The sequence below is a fragment of the Kurthia populi genome (assembly GCF_042686175.1).
Lineage (GTDB): Bacteria > Bacillota > Bacilli > Bacillales_A > Planococcaceae > Kurthia > Kurthia populi.
The window spans coordinates 1-17,261 of the sequence record NZ_JBHUOR010000107.1; the positions used below are offsets into that span (position 1 = coordinate 1).

Genomic DNA, 17,261 nt, shown 5'->3' on the forward strand with positions numbered 1-17,261 from the left:
CACTTTCATTGATCAACAATCGACCAAGAAAGTGCCTCAACTGGAATACCACACAGGATGCATTTGAATGTGAAGTGGTGCAGTTAATTTGACAATCTATCTGTTTAAAAAAATCAGGTTTTCTAAAATTTATGATTCTTTTTGTTGAAAAAATATGTATTTTTATGATTTTCTTTGTAAAAATTTTATATTAAATTTAAAAAATATTTTTAAAAAGAATATTTAGTCTTATAATAAGACATGGAAGTATTAAGGATTCCTTAATACTATTATATAGAGATAGAGGTTGAGAAGAATTATGAATAAGTCATTATACCGTGCATCAACAGCTGTACTGGCATTAACAGCTATTACAAATAGCTTAGGTGGCATCATGAATGCTTCAGCAGCAGAAACACAAGCAGTTGAACAAACTCAAGCAACAGATGCTAACACAACAACTCCTGTAATCACAGAACAAGTTCAAACAGAAACACCAGCAGTAGAGGCACCAGTTGAAGAAACAACTGAAGAAACAACTGAAAAAGCAACTGAAGAAGCAACAACTCCTGCAAAAGAACAACCAGTAGTAGAAACACCAGCAAAAGAAGCGCCACAAGCTGAAGTGAAAACACAAGAAACAACTCCTGCAGCACAAGCGCCAGCAGTAGAGACTGAAACGCCAGTTGAGGCTCCAGCTAAAGAAAATTCAACTCCTGCAACAACTGAAAAAGTACAAACAAATGTACAAAAAGCCGTCGTTAAAACACAAGCAGTAGCACAAACAAAAGCAGTTGCTGAAAAAGTTCCTGCGGCAGGTGACGTGAAACAAGATATTCAAGATAAAGTAAAAACAAACCCAGATGAAAACTTACTAGGTACTGCACAAAGCTTCCATATCTTTGCCAATGAAGCAAATTTAGCAACACATACAAATGGTAATGTTGCAATTGGGAAATTAACAGGTGCAAATGCAAACTTTGGTACAAATATTAAAGATGAAGCAGAATATCAAAATAAAATTGGGGATATTTCGTATATCCAATCAGTTGCAAACGGTGTTACGTTAAACAGTTCATCAGGTGTAGCGAATCGTGATACATTATTAGTAGTAGGTAAAGATTTTGCTGTCGCTACAACAGATAATGGCAATGCGTACACATTAGATGGAAAAAAACTAGATGCAATTAAAAATATTGAGCAAGATTCAGCTGATACAACATACATTAATTTTGATAAAGAATTCTCACAATTACGTGCGACTTCAGAAAAATTATCGAATGGTGCAACAAAAACAGCTGTAGTTGAAAAATCAGGCTCTAATTATACATTAGATATTTCAAAATACGAAAAAGAAAACGGTCAAATTATTTTAAACCTAGATGCTACTGATTTAATTGATAGCTCTGGTACATTTACATTAACAAATATTCCAAAAGATGCTAGCGTAATCATCAACGTTAAAGCAGATAATGCTGCACAAAAATTAGAAGTTCAAAAACAAATTTTCTTAGAATATGCAGATGGCGAAAAACGTTCAAATAAAGAAACTGAAAACTTCACAGATTCAACTGTTCTTTGGAATTTCGAACAATTTGCAGGTTTAATTGAATTAAAAAATACATGGCAAGGTACAATTTTAGCAACTGATGCTTCTTTACACGGCACATCAAATATCGATGGTTCAATCATCGTTAATAAATTCTTAGGTGCTGGTGAAACACACCGTTGGGATTTCCAAGGTAAAAAAGTGACAGAGGATGAACCAGGTTCAGATTCAGATTCAGAATCAACAAGCGAAGATTCTGAATCAGACTCATCATCAGAATCAACAAGCGAAGACTCTGAATCAGATTCAGCATCAGAATCAACAAGCGAAGACTCTGAATCAGATTCAGCATCAGAATCAACAAGCGAAGACTCTGAATCAGACTCATCATCAGAATCAACAAGCGAAGACTCTGAATCAGACTCATCATCAGAATCAACAAGCGAAGACACTGAATCAGACTCAGCATCACCAACAGATGATTCAGAATCAGATTCAGAAAACGAATCTACAACAGATAGCTCTGATTCAGATTCAACTTCTGGTACAACAACATCTACAGGTGACGAAGATACAACGCCAGATAATGAAACAACAAGTGATAGCGATTCTAACAACGCTACAACTACAGGTACACAAAATGCTACTGTTACTGCACAACAAGGTACAGAACAAGGCAATGGTACTGGTTTACCTCAAACAGGTGAAGGCACTGCAGCAGCGGCTGGTCTTGGTTTAGGTGCATTATTTGTAGGTGCAATGGCACTAATCGCAGGTCGTCGTAAAAAGAACTAATCCAATTAATATAAAATAAAAAAGCGGCTAGGACAATGAGACATGTCCGGCCGACAAAAGATAAGTATAAGAAAAGCAGGAGTCGCTTCGGGGCGATTCCTGCTTTTTGTTGTGAACCTATTATGAAATTGAAATAGATTTCCCAGTCTTTTTGAGTTATTGCATAATAATTGCCGGATTGAAATAAAGAATGACAATTGCTGCGAGTCCATAAAAAACTAAAAAGAAAATATTAATTAAATGTTCACGGGATTCACGAATATATTTATATTGCATAATAATATCAAACAAATACTGAACGAATAAAACAATTAAGAATAACCATAAAATATGGTATTCGGTCGCAAAGCTAATAACGACAATTGCGAGTAATGCGAACATCAAAATGTTTTTTCCAATTCTATGTACTTGGTTGACAGGTGCAATCGATAAAATACTTTTTGGTACTTTAAATTGCTTTCGCACAGCGATTTCTAAAATATACGATGCAATTAATAAAATCAAAATCGTAAAAATGAAATTCAACGTCTCCACCTCTTTCACATAGTGCTATTATAAGTGACAATGAAAAGAGGCGTCCATAAAGAAGTATAGGTCATGCTAAAAACGCCAAAAATCTAGCTTTTTCGACGATGTATCTACTTTTACTGTGCCGCCAATTGGGAACGTGAACATAGACTGTGTATGCCCAAAGTCCACATTATAAAGAACAGGGATGTCTTTTACGCATGGAATTTTCGTTAAAATGAATTCGATGTCCTCGTCCGTCATTTGAGAAGCGCGTTGGAATCGCCCAATAACGAGTGCTTGTACATTATGAATGCTTTGTAAAAGCGAGGTTAAATCTCGCGCAAAAATCTGTGGGCGTGTTTCGTAATCATCTTCAATAAAGAGTATTTTTTTATCAAAGCCACTTGGCATATAAGGTGTGCCTTGTAATAAATTTAAAGTGCTTAAATTACCACCGAATATTTGTCCGCAAGCCTCACCTTCATTAAATACTTTCCAGTTTGTTTGTTCGAAACGGCGATTTTCCTGATCGAGATACCATTCATCATCACTCCAATAAGAGGAAGCTGTGACACTGTAGGAATCACTTGAAGTCAGACATTTCAGAAAATTCTGCTCGTGATATGAGCGACCTTTTTCCATTTGGAATGTCGAGAAATGTGGACCAGAGTATGTAATGAACTCGGATTTCGTTGTGATTGCAGTTGCAAGAGCGGTAATGTCACTAAAGCCACAAAGAATTTTCGGGTTTTTCTTTATCAGTGTATAATCAAGATATGGTAAGATTTCATTGCTACTAAAGCCACCAATAGCTGTTAAAATCGCCTTCACGTTGGGATCACTAAAGGCTGCATGGATATCATCGACACGACTTTCAATAGAAGAGGAACTGAAAAGGTCGGATTCATAAATATGCTGACCAAATGTGACGACAAAGCCCATTTCCTCTAATCGCGCTTTTGCTTTGTCCACACCGGTGTCCCCTAAAATTTTAGCGCTGGTGCTTGGTGCAATGATACGAATTTCATCACCTTGTTGTAATTTTGATGGAACAATCATGGAAACGCCCCCTGTATAAAGTTTTTGTAAATAGTATTAGTATATAGGTAAATGAAAAGGAGTACAATCACAAGATGGATTTATTAGGCTGGATTTTATTTTTTATTTTAGCAGTGCTTATTATGGTTGTCGTAACAAAATTTGTTACGAAGAAATTTAATATTCCAACACAACCTGCAGGAAAATACGTTCACGTTAATATGTGGCAAAAACAATTAGAGCGCATGTTTTATATTGTCTTTTTAATTGTGTTAATGATTGAAATGTTTATCGTGCAAAATACACGTCCGTTTTCAATCTATGCATTTCTAGTATTATTTGTTGGCTCACGTATGTTTTTTGAATACCGTTATCGAAAAGAAAATAAACAATATATTATTTACGGTGTGACATTTGTGTATATGTTAGTGTTCTTTGTTATTATTGATCGTATCGGATAAGAAAAAGAGACTGAGACAAAACACGGCATTTTCATTTTTTAGCGTTCGCAACGAAAAACCGGAATCGCGCCACAGCGCGATTCCGGTTTTTCTTATGCTCATAGGAGCAGTTGTTTTTACATGTATGTCCAGCCGCTTTTTTATAGGCTTATTTTGATAAATCAATCGTGAAAATACCAAAACCTTTAGCATCTGTTTTGCCTGTATAACTATATGGGCTATTTTCTTCTAAATAATTAGCACCCGCTGGAGAAGATGTGAAAGTCACATTTGGCTTGCCAGCAATTTTAGCTAATGACCAGTTGTTATCAGCTGTTGGAACGATTTCTTTTTGCTCTGAAATATAATCCATTAATACTTGGCGGTTTTCATCTTGACTATCGACTACGACAGGGCTTGTTTTCACGCCTGCAAAATTCCCGCCGCCTGTTGCGCGGTAGTTATTTGTAATGACGATAAACTGTTGGTTCTCATCAATTGGTTTACCATTGTATGATAGATTTTTAACACGGTTTGCTGTTGGGTTAATTAAAAGGCCATCTGGATCATATTTTGATGGCTGTGTCACATCAATTTCATATGTTACACCATCAATAACATCAAAGTTATATGGTCTAAAGTCGCTATTGATAAGTGCTTGCTCAGTTGTTTTATTCGGGTCGATTTGATTGAATTGACCAGCAGAGCGCTCTAACCATTCTTTTACTGTTGCGCCAGACACTTGTACGGCTTTTAACGTATTATCGTATAAGTATAAATCAGCGGCACTACGGATTGTTAATTCGCCTTCTTTAATTTCTGTATATTCTTGTGGGCCATTACGTCCTGCTTTAAATGGTGCGCCGGCTGATAAAATCGGTAGGTCTTTTAATTTCGGATCATTTGCGACGATTTTTTCAACATACCATTTTTGTGCGTTTGTTACGACTTGAATAGATGGATCATCTTTCACAAGCGCAAAGAAGCTATGGATATCATCGGTTGTTGTGCCGATTGATGTATTGACGTACTCTACTGTTTTTTCATGACTTGTTTTTAAAATTGAAGATACGGTTTTGGCCACGCGTGTGCTCTTCGCATTACGTGTGTGTGATTTTGATGATACGACTTTCCATTTATTCGTTTTTGATTTTGTTAATTTTAAATCGATAATGCCAAGCTCTGCACCACCGTATCCCGCTTGTACAGCCGCAACGCCATTAATTGTTCCTTTTTTATTGTTAACGCCAGGCAGTAGCTTGCCATCTTTATCCTTAAATGATGAGCTAAGTGATGCTTCGTCTTTTGCTGGGAACACTTGGTGTGTATGTGAGAATGTCACAGCATCAATATCTTTTACTTTTGTTAAGGCATAGATAACGTCCTCGTTATTTGTCACATCTGCATTAAAGCCTGAGTGTGCCATCGCAATGACCACATCCGCCCCTTTTTTCTTCATTTCAGGGACGTATTTTTTCGCTGTCGCAACGATGTCCTTCGCTTTGACTTTGCCTGTCAAATTCGTTTGATCCCAGTTCATAATTTGTGGTGCTACAAAGCCGATATAGCCGACTTTAATGACATGTGATTTCCCTTTTGAATCTTTTACTTTTTTCTTAACAATAGAATACGGTGTAAATTTATTTTTATCATTTTTATCGTTTTTGTCATGGTCATCGACATAGACATTGGCATTGACGCGTTTGAAGTTCCCGTCATTATACACTTCTTTTAAATAGCCAAGACCGTAGTTGAATTCGTGGTTACCATAAGTAGCCGCATCATAGCGCATCGCATTCATTGCGGCAATGCTAGGATGTACTTCACCCTTTTTAATACGTTCTACTTTAGCAAAAAATGTACCGAGTGGAGTACCTTGAATCGTATCACCATTATCTACAAGCACATTGTTTTTATTTTCTTTACGTGCTTCATGTACAAGGGTAGCAGTTTTAACAAGACCCACTGTATCTGTTTCAGCATTTTTATAGTAATCATAATTCATTAAATTAGTATGCACGTCTGTTGTTTCCATAATGCGAAAGTCCACGTTCGCCGTTGTTGTTTTTGCATCTGCTAATGTAGGCACAACTAAGCTCATACTCATTACTGCTGCGAGTGCTATTACACTTTTCTTTTGTCGATGATTTCCCATACATAAAACCTACCTTTAAAATAGTTGTAAAATTCAGTTCCTTCTTGTAATATAGCGTAGTTAAGACTAAAAGAATATAGTTTTATTGTAATTAAGGTCTTTTTTGACAATTTTATTATTAAAGTGGAAATGATGTGGGGCAGTGCGGATAAAATTAGTATTTCTTGTTAGTAGTCTGTTGATTATGATGACGCCAATGATGACAAGGAGTGAAGCGATGATTGCAAAAAACATTCCAAAATCAACGTGGATTTGGGATGTCAGCTTATTAAATGACATCGATATGGAAATGCTTGAAGTGCAGCATGTTACAAAAGTATATGTACAAGTTGACACTGAGCTACCAATAGAAGAATACATCCTATTTAGTGAAAGAGCACAGCAACATCATATAGCAGTCTACGCATTAGATGGCGCAAGTACATGGGCACAAACGCCATCGCAAGCACAGTATACAAAGAAATGGATTGCGCAAGTCCAACAACAGTATCAACTCTTCAAGGGTGTGCATCTTGATATAGAGCCGTATACGTTGAAAACATACGAACAGCAACAACAAAGCTTATTTGAAAATTATTTTGCAATCTTAAAATCCTATCGTGCGATGACGAATGAGCAGGGATTATCGCTAGAGGCAGATATTCCATTTTGGTATGATGAAGTATGGTATGACAATCGATACGGTAAAGGTCTTGTGTCACAGTTTGTGATTCGTCAAACAGATGAAGTCGCGGTCATGGCCTACCGTGATACAGCCGCCGCGATTTTAGAAATTACGAAAAGTGAACGTGCGTATGCAGCGAAGAAAGAGAAATCGCTAACCATCGCGGTGGAAACACATCCATCAGAGGAAGGTGATTACATTAGCTTTGCGAATAAAACGCCAGCGTATTTTGAACAACAATTAGAAAACGTTTATGCACAAGCACAGTTGCCAATTGGCGTGCATCATCTCACCTCTTGGCAAGCATTATACAAATAGGAAGAGACAAGGTGGAACTATTCGGTTTGGTTATCGAAGTGCAAAAAAGGAATCGCGCTAATCTGCGTGCGGTTCTTTTTTTGTATGGTCCTAATCTCTACGGGAGAAGTGTTTGTTTGAAGATTTCGGTTGGAATACCATCGACAATTCCTGCTTCTACTGACACAAAGCCAGCTCGCGTTAAAATTTTACGCGACGCATCGTTTTCAGGGTCAATCATTGCCATGACGGTTGGGATAGTGGTTTTGCGAGCGAGTGCGACTAATGTGTTAGCAATTTGCTGACCATAGCCTTTTTTAAAGAACTGTGGAAATAGCATATAGCCGATTTCTGCCTCGTTGTTGACTTCATCGAGTATCACCATGCCAAAGCCAATATACGTATGATCAATAAAGATTTTATAACTACCGAAAATAGCATGTGCATCATTTTGGCGAATACTTTTCGCAAAGCGGGCTTGTGCATCATCTTTAGACAGTGCTTCACCTGTAATGTACTTCATAACCGCTTCGTCACGAACAAGCGCATAATAGTCGTCAAAATCCTGTGCTGTATATTTTTCTAAATGCAATGGAATCATCCTTTCACGTAGTAACTAATGAGATTCACGCGATATTATCTTGAATTGGTTTATTGTTCTAGAAAATGAAACCGCCTTCAAGTACAATGCTTATAATATAGTCAAAGGTAGGGTAAGGCAATGATTAAATTCGTAACACCAAAGCCCTTTTTTATGAAGGGGATGAACGTGCAGTATTATTACTGCATTCATTTACAAGTACAACGAGTGATATGAAACGATTAGCAAACTATTTAAATAGCCGGGGGTATACTTGCCATGTACCATTATATCGCGGTCATGGTGAGGCACCCGACCAGTTTTTAAAAACGACTTTACGACAGTGGTGGGAAGATGCGGAAGCGGGCTTTCATTATTTACAGGCGCGTGGGTATCAAAATATTGCGGTTATTGGTGTATCGATGGGGGCCTATTTACATTAAAGCTCGCGCAACAAGAAACTGTAAAAGGGATTGTCACAATGTCTGTACCCAATCACGATGCGGCTGCCTTTTTACCACAGCGTTTTTACAATTATGTGACGCGTTATTTGGCGCTTGAAGGGTTATCGGCAGTGGAGATTGAAGCACATGCGGCTCCTTTAAATGCACAAGCACAGGCAATTTTAACGACGCTTGTTACATTAATTGATGAGGTGCATTCAAATGTGGATAAAATAGTCATACCCGCAAGGTTATTGTATGGTGGACAAGATCGCCCATTGTATAAAGCGAGTGCGGAGTTGCTTTTAGATCATTTAACGAGTGAAGATAAGCGCGTAATCGGCTATTCACATGCAGGCCATTTAATGACGGTCGGAGAAGATGCAGCACAATTGAACGAGGATATTTTCAATTTTTTAGAAACCCTAGATTGGTAAAGAGAAATAGTATTGTTAGCAAAGGAAACGATAAGAAAACAAGGAATCGTGCAAAAGCGCGATTCCTTGTTTCTGTTATCAACATCTATTGCGACGAGGTTAAGTTCCGTCATTAGTTATAAATTTCGCCACCAGCGCAGTTAATAATCGAACCGGTTAAAAGCTTGCCATTTTCCATCGCAAAAACCATTGATTCTGCAACCTCTTCAGCTGTTGCTGCGATATTTTTTCCTGTTGAGGCATGAATTGCTGCGCCCACTGTCGCATCAAGTGTTACAGTCGCATTTTGTGCAATCGTTGTTTGCATCGTATTTGGTGCGACACCAACAGCATAAATATGTTGGTCCTGATAATCTTGTCCAATCGATTTTGTAAAGGCAGCTAATGCGTGTTTTGAAGCAGAATAGATACCATTATAAGCAGTTGGTTTAAAGGAATTGGATGACACCGTATTAATAATTGTACCACCACCATGTTCAAGCATAACGGGGATAACATACTTAATACCCAAAAATGGTCCCTTTAAATTAATATCCATAATGCGATTATATTCTTCCACTGGATACTCATGTAAAAGACGGAATGGAATCATAATCCCGGCATTATTAAAGAAATAGTCAATTGTCCCAAATAGCTCCACTGCACGTGCCACATAGCGTTTTACATCGTCCTCATTGGACACATCTGCTTGAACGAAATGTACTTCTGAACCCATTGCTTTGGCATCAGCTGTCGTTTGTAACCCATCTTTTTCATTAAAGTCGACTAACACTAAATGATATCCTTTTGTGGCAAGTTTTAAGGCCGTTGCGCGACCTAAACCGGTAGCGGCGCCCGTAATTATTGCAACTTTTGTCATCGCTATTCATCCTTTATCTACTAAAATGTGTATGGCCCTGGTCGTCGAATTAGGACCTCTTGCTAGTTAAATTTAATTTACCATTAAACAATATGGTTGACAACTATTAACAAATTCCATGCATAATACGGCATAACTAAATGAAAATCGTTATCAAGTAATGCTTACGTCGATTGTAAAAGAATAGTATAGTATTAAATGGAAGAAAGGGAGGTTTTTATGGGATTTGTATTTCGTTATTTAGCACCATATAAAGTCGCCGCAATTTTAGCGCCATTATTTATGGTGTTTGAAGTGACGATGGATTTAATTCAACCGACCATTATGCAGCATATTATTGATGATGGGATTGCTACGCAAAACCATGGGTATGTCTTAAAAATGTTCTTATTTATGATTTTGGCTGCGGTTGGCGGCTTAATTGGTGGCATCGGATGCTCTATTTTTGCGTCGCGTGCCGCTGTTAATTTTGCGACAGATTTACGGGCGGCTGTTTTTGCGGCTACGATGTTTTTCTCATCTAAAAATAAGCAAGACATCGGTGTCGGGACGCTTATTACGAATGTCACAAGCGATGTCGAAACATTGCAAAAAGCGGTTTTGATGACTTTAAAAGTATTTGTTCGTGGTCCACTATTATTTATTGGTGCAGTGGTCATTGTTTTTATTACTGCGCGTGAATTATTTTCATTATTACTAATTATTGTACCAATTCTTCTTATCCTCATTGTGGTATTTACAATGCTTTCAAGCAAGGTGTTTGGACGAGTTCAAAAGCAAATGGACCGTGTAAATACGTTTATGCAAGAAAATTTAGCTGGCGTACGTGTTGTCAAAGCTTTTAATCGTAGTAAACATCAAACAACGCAATTTACAGCGATTAATGATGACCTAGCAGCACGCTCGATTCATGCTGAAAAAGTTGTTGGCGTTTTATCACCACTGAGTATGTTTATTATCAATCTTGGCATGATGGTCGCACTATGGATGGGCGTCATTAAAGTTGAAAATGACACATTAGAAGTAGGGGTTATTTTAGCGTTTATCAATTATTTAACAATTATTATGAACGGTATTATGTCATCAAGTAATGTCCTAATTCAAATCGCACGTGCAGTGCCAAGTGCCAAACGTTTACAGCGTGTATTGAATACACGAACAACAATTGAGTCACCTACGGATGCGATTGTGGCACCGATTCAAGGTAAGATTGAATTTGATGATGTATCGTTTTATTACTATAACAAGGATGAATATGTCTTAAAAGATATTTCATTTACACTGAATCCACATGAAACACTTGGCATTATTGGTATGACAGGAAGCGGCAAAACGTCTCTTGTACGATTAATTCCACGTCTGTATGAAGCACAAAAGGGACGTGTGTTAATCGATAATCGGCCAATTGAACAGTATGATTTACAAACATTACGACAGGCGATAGGCTTTGCCCCGCAGCAGGCCATTTTACTCTCAGGCACAATTGAAGAGCAACTACGCTTTGGACGTGAGGATGCGACAGAGGGCGAGCTAGCGAATGCACTCGAAGCATCGGTAGCTTCTGAATTTGTGTCTCGATTTGATGATGGGCTACAGCATCCAGTAGCACAAGGTGGGCGCAATCTATCTGGTGGGCAGCGTCAACGTCTGGCGATGGCCCGGGCATTTATCCGACAGCCAGCGATTTTAATTTTAGATGATACAACATCGGCAGTCGATGCGGTATCAGAGAAAAAAATTCAACAAAGCATTGCACGTGATTTTGAGGCAGCAACGAAAATTATTGTGGCGTCAAAAATTTCATCAATTCGTCATGCGGATAAAATTCTTGTGTTAGAAAATGGTGAAATGGCTGGGCTTGGTACACACGAAGAATTACTTGCAACGAATACCGTATACCAAGAAATTGTCGAAACACAACTAGAAAAAGGAGGGGTGCTGCATGAGTAGAACAGGGTTAGAAAAAGGACCGCGTATTGGCAGTATGACGTTTGAAAAGCCAAAAGATCAATTGTCGACTGTCAAGCGCTTATGGCACTACATGCAAAAGCAGCGCCTCGGTATTATTATCGCAATGATTACCGTTTTTGTGGCGACATTATTAAAAATTGCAGGACCATGGCTGATTGGTTATATCGTCGATCATTATATTATGAAGCTAGACATACAGGGAACGATTTCGATGTCGCTCGTATTAGGTGCGACCTATGTGGGATTATTTATTGCCACGTATATCCAAACGATTGTCATGATTTATGTGGCACAAAAAACGATTCAGCGTATACGCCGCAAACTATTTAAAAAAATTCAGGTGCTACCGCTTCGCTTTTTTGATGGCCGTCAACAAGGCGATTTAATGAGTCGTGTCACCAATGATATTGATAGCTTAAATATGGCATTAACGCAAAGTGTCACGCAAATTTTAACAGCCATCTTAACGATTATTGGAACAACGATTGCGATTTTTTGGCTCGATTGGCGCTTAGCACTTGTTGTTATGACTGTCATTCCATTAATTGTCTTTTTATCGAAGCAAATTATTAAGCGTTCAAGTGTTAATTATCGTGCGCGCCAAAAAGCATTGGGTGGGGTAAATGGTTTCGTTGAGGAATCGCTTAGTGCATCAGAGGTCGTGACGTTATTTGGTAAGGAAAAGCAGCATGTTGAGGAATTTCATCATAAAAATGAAGCGCTTCGTCATGCGGGTGTTCGCGCAGAAACGATTTCAGGTTTTATGGGACCTATCAATAATGCAATGAATAATGTTGGCTTGGGATTAGTCATTGGTGTCGGTGCATTGCTTGCGGTTAAAGGTTATACAACAATTGGGGTTATCGCCGCCTTTACGACGTATACACGCCAATTTTTCCAACCGATTAATCAGCTTTCTAATCTACTGAATGTTTTCCAATCAGCTATTGCTGGTGCAGAGCGTGTTTTTGAAGTATTAGATGAAGAGGAAGAAGTACTGGAGAAGCCTGCAACGAAGAAAATTGATAAACTCAAAGGGGATGTCATATTCAAAAATGTTGATTTTGAATATGAAGAAAATAAACCGATTTTAAAAAATATTTCCTTCCATGCAAAGCCTGGTGAAATGATTGCTTTTGTTGGACCTACTGGCTCAGGTAAAACGACGATTATTAATTTATTGTCGCGATTTTATGAGGCTAAGGCTGGCGACATTATGATTGATGATGTAGCAATCAATGCCTATGAACTCGCTAGTTTACGCGACCATATAGGCGTCGTGCTGCAAGATACGTATTTATTCTCAGGAACGATTCGTGAAAATATTCGCTTTGGGCGGCTAGACGCGACGGATGAGGAAGTAGAGCAGGCCGCAGAGATTGCGTATGCTCATCAATTTATTCGTCATTTACCCGCACAGTATGATACGCAAATTGCTTCTGGGGGTACAAATTTAAGCCAGGGGCAGCGGCAGCTAATTGCCATTGCACGTGCGATTTTAGAAGACCCTGATGTATTAATTTTAGATGAAGCGACGTCAAATGTCGATACGCGTACAGAGGTGCATATTCAAAAAGGACTGCATAATCTGATGCATGGCCGTACAAGCTTTGTTATTGCCCATCGTTTAAAAACGATTGAGCAAGCAGACCAAATTTTCGTGTTACAGCAAGGTGAGATTCATGAGCACGGAGATCATCAACAGTTAATGAAGCAACAAGGCTTTTATTATACAATGCAAACAAAGCTCGCAAATTAAAAAATACGTAAACAAAAAGACGCGTTCAAGTTATGTTGAACGTGTTTTTTTGTTGAAAATAGTATGCAATAATTGCCATGCTACAAGGATAAGCATCAAGGCACCTAATCACTCCAATCGACAAAAAGCCCAAATAACGCAGGAGCCGTAATAATAAAGAATTGATTGTGAGCGCGGTGCTCGTTAGGAAACCATTTTGTACTCACCGTACTGCCACCTGTTTGTGCACTGCCATAAAATAAACCAACAATAAAGACGCCGATAAGTAGTGTTGTATACGAACTAGCGAATGGTAGCAATGCGGCGGTAAGTCCAAGTAATAAGGCACTGAGGCCGATGACATATTTTTCGCCGTAACGGTCCATTAAACGTCCAAAAATCATCATCGAACATAGGGTCCTACATTTGTCATTGTAGAAATAAAGCCTGTTTGAAATTGTGTGAGTTGCCAATCGACTTGATAAAAAGCGGCGATGGTCCCCATACCATACGTAACAAAGGAGGTAACAAAGGAGCCAACAGTGAGTGCAAGCGTAGCGATGGCAACGATAAACCAACGATACATGAAAATCCCTGCTTTCTGGTGTACTATAAGTGTACAAACATTTCACAATACTGTGAAATACCATTTAGTAAGAGGGATATCAATAATATTGATAGGGATGACGATGTGACAAAAGCAGAAGCGGAGTGGGGGTTGTTACAGTAATTATTAGTAGACGAAAATCTAAGTTTGACCGCACGCCATACAAATTATTCGCAATCGGCATTGTCGATGAAAATAAAGCGTTTAGAGCAGGAGTTAGACGCTAAAGTTTTTGAACGAACACCGGTTGGCTTACAGCGTACAGCAGCAGGAGATGCTTACTTGCAGTTTTTAGCAACACAGCAGCAAGCCTATGCTCGGCTGATGACGAAGAGTGCTTGATTGTGCGATTACGACAAATCCACTGAAGCATTTTCAGGAGCTAACGTATGACAGGCTAGCAGAGGAAACATTTGCCGTGCTATCAGATAACCGTTATACGCAGACATTAGCCGCACAGGAACTAATACTGTATGCTATTCACCGCGATTGTGTCTATACACAAACTGTTTTGGCATGGCTAGAGGCACGGCAAAAACAGGTAACGGTAAAAATTTTGCCTTCACCTGAAAGTATTCGTGATTTTTTAACGGTGCCACAAACAATTACGGTGCTTAATGAAAGATTAGCTGAAGCATATCATTATACGGATGTTATCGCGCATGAACTCCCAATTTCGCAACAGCGTGATACAGTGTGGATTGCGAGGCATTCGACCAATGAAGTACTTCTGCAAATCAAAAAAATATTATGGCAATTAGAGGAGGACATGCAATATGCGCTTATTACTAACAGGATTTGAGCCTTTTTTAGATTATGAAGTAAACCCTACGATGCCTATTGTGGAAGCATTAAATGGTACGCAAATTGGTGAATACGATATTATCGGGCGTATCTTACCGGTCTCTTTTAAAGAAGCACAGCAAGCTTTTGTTGAATTAATAGAGGATATTGAGCCGGATAGCATTATTTCATTAGGTGTTGCGGTAGGACGCTTTCATATAACGCCAGAACGTGTGGCAATTAATATGCGTGATAGTAACGAGCCGGATAATGATGGCAATGCGCCACAAGGAGAGGCAATTCGAGATGGAGAGGCACCAAGCTATTTTTCGACACTTCCAGTACAAGAAATTGTCGATACCCTAAAGCAGGCAGGCTACCCAGCGAAAGTGTCTAATACAGCAGGGACGTATGTATGCAATACGATTATGTATGAAGGCTTACACTATGCTGCCACTCGTCAAATTCCATCGGGCTTTATTCATATCCCGGCGAATTTTGATTTAGCCATCGCTTTAGGTAATGTGCCTGGGTGGCATGATCGGGATTTATTGGCGACGATACAAATCGCTATTGAAACAGTGTTAAAAACTAGATAATTTGATAGTTGTAACATAAATTTAATCAAAAATTTAACAAAAAGGTTCGATTGGACTACTAGAAAATTGATATCATTAAAGTTGAGACGAGACATCTTAAAAGTTTTAGCAGTGAGCTATTACTTCATCTAGCTTGCACTGTCGACAAAAGCGACGTCTTTACGTGGCTTTTTTTGTTGGGCAAATAGAGATAAGATGCGTTAAATCAGAAGGGAGAAGCAACAAAAATTGAAAAATATAATACGATTTTTTGTTGTCGCTTTTAGTTTCATACTTTGTTTCATCGTCGTAAGTGAGTTGCAATTAACAGCTTCTGCAGTTGATGAACAGTCAGGAAAGCCTGATGGTAAAGTTCAATGGGAAGAGACACCGTATGTGACAGACTATACAAAAGGTGTTCAAACAAAAGCCGCAACAGGAATGATTATTGATGTATCAAAATGGCAAGGGAATATTAATTGGGCGAAGGTAGCAAAATCTACGGATTTAGCGATTATTCGTGTGCAATATGGTAGTTCAGTAGAAGATTATATGCATAAAACATATGAAATAGGTGCAAAAGCAAGTGGTGTACCATATGGTGTGTATTCATATATGCAAGCATCATCAAGCGCGAATGCGCGTATTGAGGCACGTAATTTAATTAATCGTGCGAGTAGTAGTGCAAAATTTTATGTAATTGACGTAGAAGAAATGACCAATACATCTGGTGAATCGATGCGTACAATCGTTAATGCATACGTCAGTGAATTACGTAAGCATACTGATAAACAAATTGGCTTATACATTGCACATCATATGTATAATAAATTAAATTTAGAGACGAAAAAAGCCGATTTTGCATGGATTCCACGATATGGCTCTGTGAAACCCGCGTATAGCTATGATTTATGGCAATATACAGATCGCGCGATAATTAGTGGTATTAATGGTCCTGTTGATGCGAATAAATTAGCAGCGGGTAAAAAAGTAAGTGATTTATTAAAGAAATCCCCATTAGCAACGAATTCACCGGTAACGCAAGCTTCAAATAGTTTGTATTATTCAACAAACCCACGTAAAGTCGTGCTTAAAGAAAATGTAGGTGAATACCGTGATGCGGCATTTAAAACTAAGATTCGTACATTAAAGAAAAATAAAATTGTTAAGATTGCAGGCGTAAAAACATTAGCAAATGGGACAACACGCTTGAAATTAGAAAATGGGCATTATATAACAGCAAATCGTAAAAATGTTTTAAAGGTTCGTAGTGATATTAATGAGTACATTACAAACGTTCCTGATCGTGTGTTGTTACGTCGTTATCAAATTGTTTATAATTCAAAAGATTTTACTAAAAAACATGAAATTCGTAAATATAATAAAAATACAACATTTGAAATTGCATCCATTGTGTACACAGCTAGTGGCACACCACGTTTAAAAACAGCATCTGGCAATTATTTGTCTGCACGTAAAGATATTACACGTGCTGTACTGACAAATATAAAGGATTATTATTATATCAATCCAAAACAAGTGAAAGTAGCACAAGATTTAAATGTATTCTCCACTGTTAATTTTAAAGCGAATGAAAAGCTTCGAATTGTACGAGCTGGCAAAAAATTAACGATTCAAGGCGTACGCTATACAAAAGATGGCGCACCACGCTTAGAAGTAGGGAAAAACCAATATATTACGGCTTATAAAGCACGGTTTCATTAAATAATTGGAGAGGCTGGGACATAAGTGAAAATTCCAGCCTTTAATAGAGAAGGTGATGTCGAATTTGACATCACCTTCTCTATTTTTATGTATAAATTGGGAATTACCATTCC

At 38.2% G+C, this 17,261-nt stretch carries 18 protein-coding genes; 11 read left to right on the plus strand and 7 right to left on the minus strand.

Features of this window, described 5'->3' with window-relative positions:
* Positions 1-298 precede the first annotated feature (298 nt).
* Entirely contained in the window at positions 299-2,323 is a 2,025-nt protein-coding gene (locus tag ACFSY7_RS12155) for a collagen-binding domain-containing protein (protein WP_380148024.1), read from the plus strand.
* A 156-nt stretch (positions 2,324-2,479) separates the two neighbouring features.
* Here ACFSY7_RS12155 and ACFSY7_RS12160 read toward each other — a convergent pair whose 3' ends face one another.
* Positions 2,480-2,848: a DUF4181 domain-containing protein gene (locus ACFSY7_RS12160; RefSeq protein WP_380148025.1), complete on the minus strand. Its 369-nt coding sequence runs from the start codon at positions 2,846-2,848 to the stop codon at positions 2,480-2,482.
* A gap of 75 nt (positions 2,849-2,923) precedes the next feature.
* On the minus strand, positions 2,924-3,892 hold the full coding sequence (locus ACFSY7_RS12165; protein WP_380148026.1) for a S66 family peptidase: 969 nt from the start codon (positions 3,890-3,892) through the stop codon (positions 2,924-2,926).
* A gap of 74 nt (positions 3,893-3,966) precedes the next feature.
* Between ACFSY7_RS12165 and ACFSY7_RS12170 the strand changes: the two genes are divergently transcribed.
* Entirely contained in the window at positions 3,967-4,332 is a 366-nt protein-coding gene (locus tag ACFSY7_RS12170; protein WP_126991932.1) for a DUF4181 domain-containing protein, read from the plus strand.
* A gap of 148 nt (positions 4,333-4,480) precedes the next feature.
* Here ACFSY7_RS12170 and ACFSY7_RS12175 read toward each other — a convergent pair whose 3' ends face one another.
* Positions 4,481-6,418 (minus strand): bifunctional 2',3'-cyclic-nucleotide 2'-phosphodiesterase/3'-nucleotidase, encoded by a 1,938-nt coding sequence (locus tag ACFSY7_RS12175; protein WP_380148038.1) that lies wholly within the window; start codon positions 6,416-6,418, stop codon positions 4,481-4,483.
* Between the two features lie 265 nt (positions 6,419-6,683).
* Between ACFSY7_RS12175 and ACFSY7_RS12180 the strand changes: the two genes are divergently transcribed.
* Positions 6,684-7,448, plus strand: coding sequence for a hypothetical protein (locus tag ACFSY7_RS12180; protein ID WP_380148027.1), 765 nt, complete (start codon positions 6,684-6,686; stop codon positions 7,446-7,448).
* Positions 7,449-7,545: 97 nt separating this feature from the next.
* On the opposite strand, the gene ACFSY7_RS12185 is transcribed toward ACFSY7_RS12180, so the two are convergent.
* Positions 7,546-8,019, minus strand: coding sequence for a GNAT family N-acetyltransferase (locus ACFSY7_RS12185; protein ID WP_380148028.1), 474 nt, complete (start codon positions 8,017-8,019; stop codon positions 7,546-7,548).
* Positions 8,020-8,156: 137 nt separating this feature from the next.
* Here ACFSY7_RS12185 and ACFSY7_RS12190 point away from each other — a divergent pair, with 137 nt between their 5' ends.
* Complete coding sequence (locus tag ACFSY7_RS12190) at positions 8,157-8,450, plus strand: alpha/beta hydrolase (RefSeq protein WP_380148039.1); 294 nt, start codon at positions 8,157-8,159, stop codon at positions 8,448-8,450.
* A gap of 38 nt (positions 8,451-8,488) precedes the next feature.
* Positions 8,489-8,887, plus strand: coding sequence for an alpha/beta hydrolase (locus tag ACFSY7_RS12195; RefSeq protein ID WP_380148029.1), 399 nt, complete (start codon positions 8,489-8,491; stop codon positions 8,885-8,887).
* 112 nt (positions 8,888-8,999) lie between these two features.
* On the opposite strand, the gene ACFSY7_RS12200 is transcribed toward ACFSY7_RS12195, so the two are convergent.
* Entirely contained in the window at positions 9,000-9,746 is a 747-nt protein-coding gene (locus ACFSY7_RS12200) for an SDR family NAD(P)-dependent oxidoreductase (protein WP_380148030.1), read from the minus strand.
* Positions 9,747-9,965: 219 nt separating this feature from the next.
* Between ACFSY7_RS12200 and ACFSY7_RS12205 the strand changes: the two genes are divergently transcribed.
* Together ACFSY7_RS12205 and ACFSY7_RS12210 are read left to right on the plus strand one after the other, a co-directional pair.
* A complete protein-coding gene (locus tag ACFSY7_RS12205; RefSeq protein ID WP_380148031.1) occupies positions 9,966-11,696 on the plus strand; it encodes an ABC transporter ATP-binding protein in 1,731 nt (576 codons plus the stop codon).
* On the plus strand, positions 11,689-13,476 hold the full coding sequence (locus ACFSY7_RS12210; protein WP_126991924.1) for an ABC transporter ATP-binding protein: 1,788 nt from the start codon (positions 11,689-11,691) through the stop codon (positions 13,474-13,476). The genes ACFSY7_RS12205 and ACFSY7_RS12210 overlap by 8 nt, the downstream gene beginning before the upstream one ends.
* A gap of 104 nt (positions 13,477-13,580) precedes the next feature.
* Here ACFSY7_RS12210 and ACFSY7_RS12215 read toward each other — a convergent pair whose 3' ends face one another.
* Positions 13,581-13,862, minus strand: a complete 282-nt coding sequence (locus tag ACFSY7_RS12215; protein WP_380148032.1) for an MFS transporter — start codon at positions 13,860-13,862, stop codon at positions 13,581-13,583.
* Positions 13,859-14,041, minus strand: a complete 183-nt coding sequence (locus tag ACFSY7_RS12220; RefSeq protein ID WP_380148033.1) for a hypothetical protein — start codon at positions 14,039-14,041, stop codon at positions 13,859-13,861. Before ACFSY7_RS12220 ends, ACFSY7_RS12215 begins: the two co-directional genes overlap by 4 nt.
* 168 nt (positions 14,042-14,209) lie before the next feature.
* Here ACFSY7_RS12220 and ACFSY7_RS12225 point away from each other — a divergent pair, with 168 nt between their 5' ends.
* The 4 genes from ACFSY7_RS12225 (at position 14,210) to ACFSY7_RS12240 (ending at position 17,148) form a co-directional block, all read left to right on the plus strand.
* A complete protein-coding gene (locus ACFSY7_RS12225) occupies positions 14,210-14,404 on the plus strand; it encodes a LysR family transcriptional regulator (protein WP_380148034.1) in 195 nt (64 codons plus the stop codon).
* Positions 14,397-14,864 (plus strand): hypothetical protein, encoded by a 468-nt coding sequence (locus ACFSY7_RS12230; protein WP_380148035.1) that lies wholly within the window; start codon positions 14,397-14,399, stop codon positions 14,862-14,864. The genes ACFSY7_RS12225 and ACFSY7_RS12230 overlap by 8 nt, the downstream gene beginning before the upstream one ends.
* The gene (gene pcp, locus ACFSY7_RS12235; protein WP_380148036.1) at positions 14,839-15,444 is read left to right on the plus strand and encodes a pyroglutamyl-peptidase I; all 606 of its coding nucleotides are present in this window, start codon (positions 14,839-14,841) and stop codon (positions 15,442-15,444) included. Before ACFSY7_RS12230 ends, pcp begins: the two co-directional genes overlap by 26 nt.
* Positions 15,445-15,672: 228 nt before the next feature.
* Positions 15,673-17,148 (plus strand): DUF5776 domain-containing protein, encoded by a 1,476-nt coding sequence (locus ACFSY7_RS12240; RefSeq protein WP_380148037.1) that lies wholly within the window; start codon positions 15,673-15,675, stop codon positions 17,146-17,148.
* The last annotated feature ends 113 nt before the right edge of the window (positions 17,149-17,261 follow it).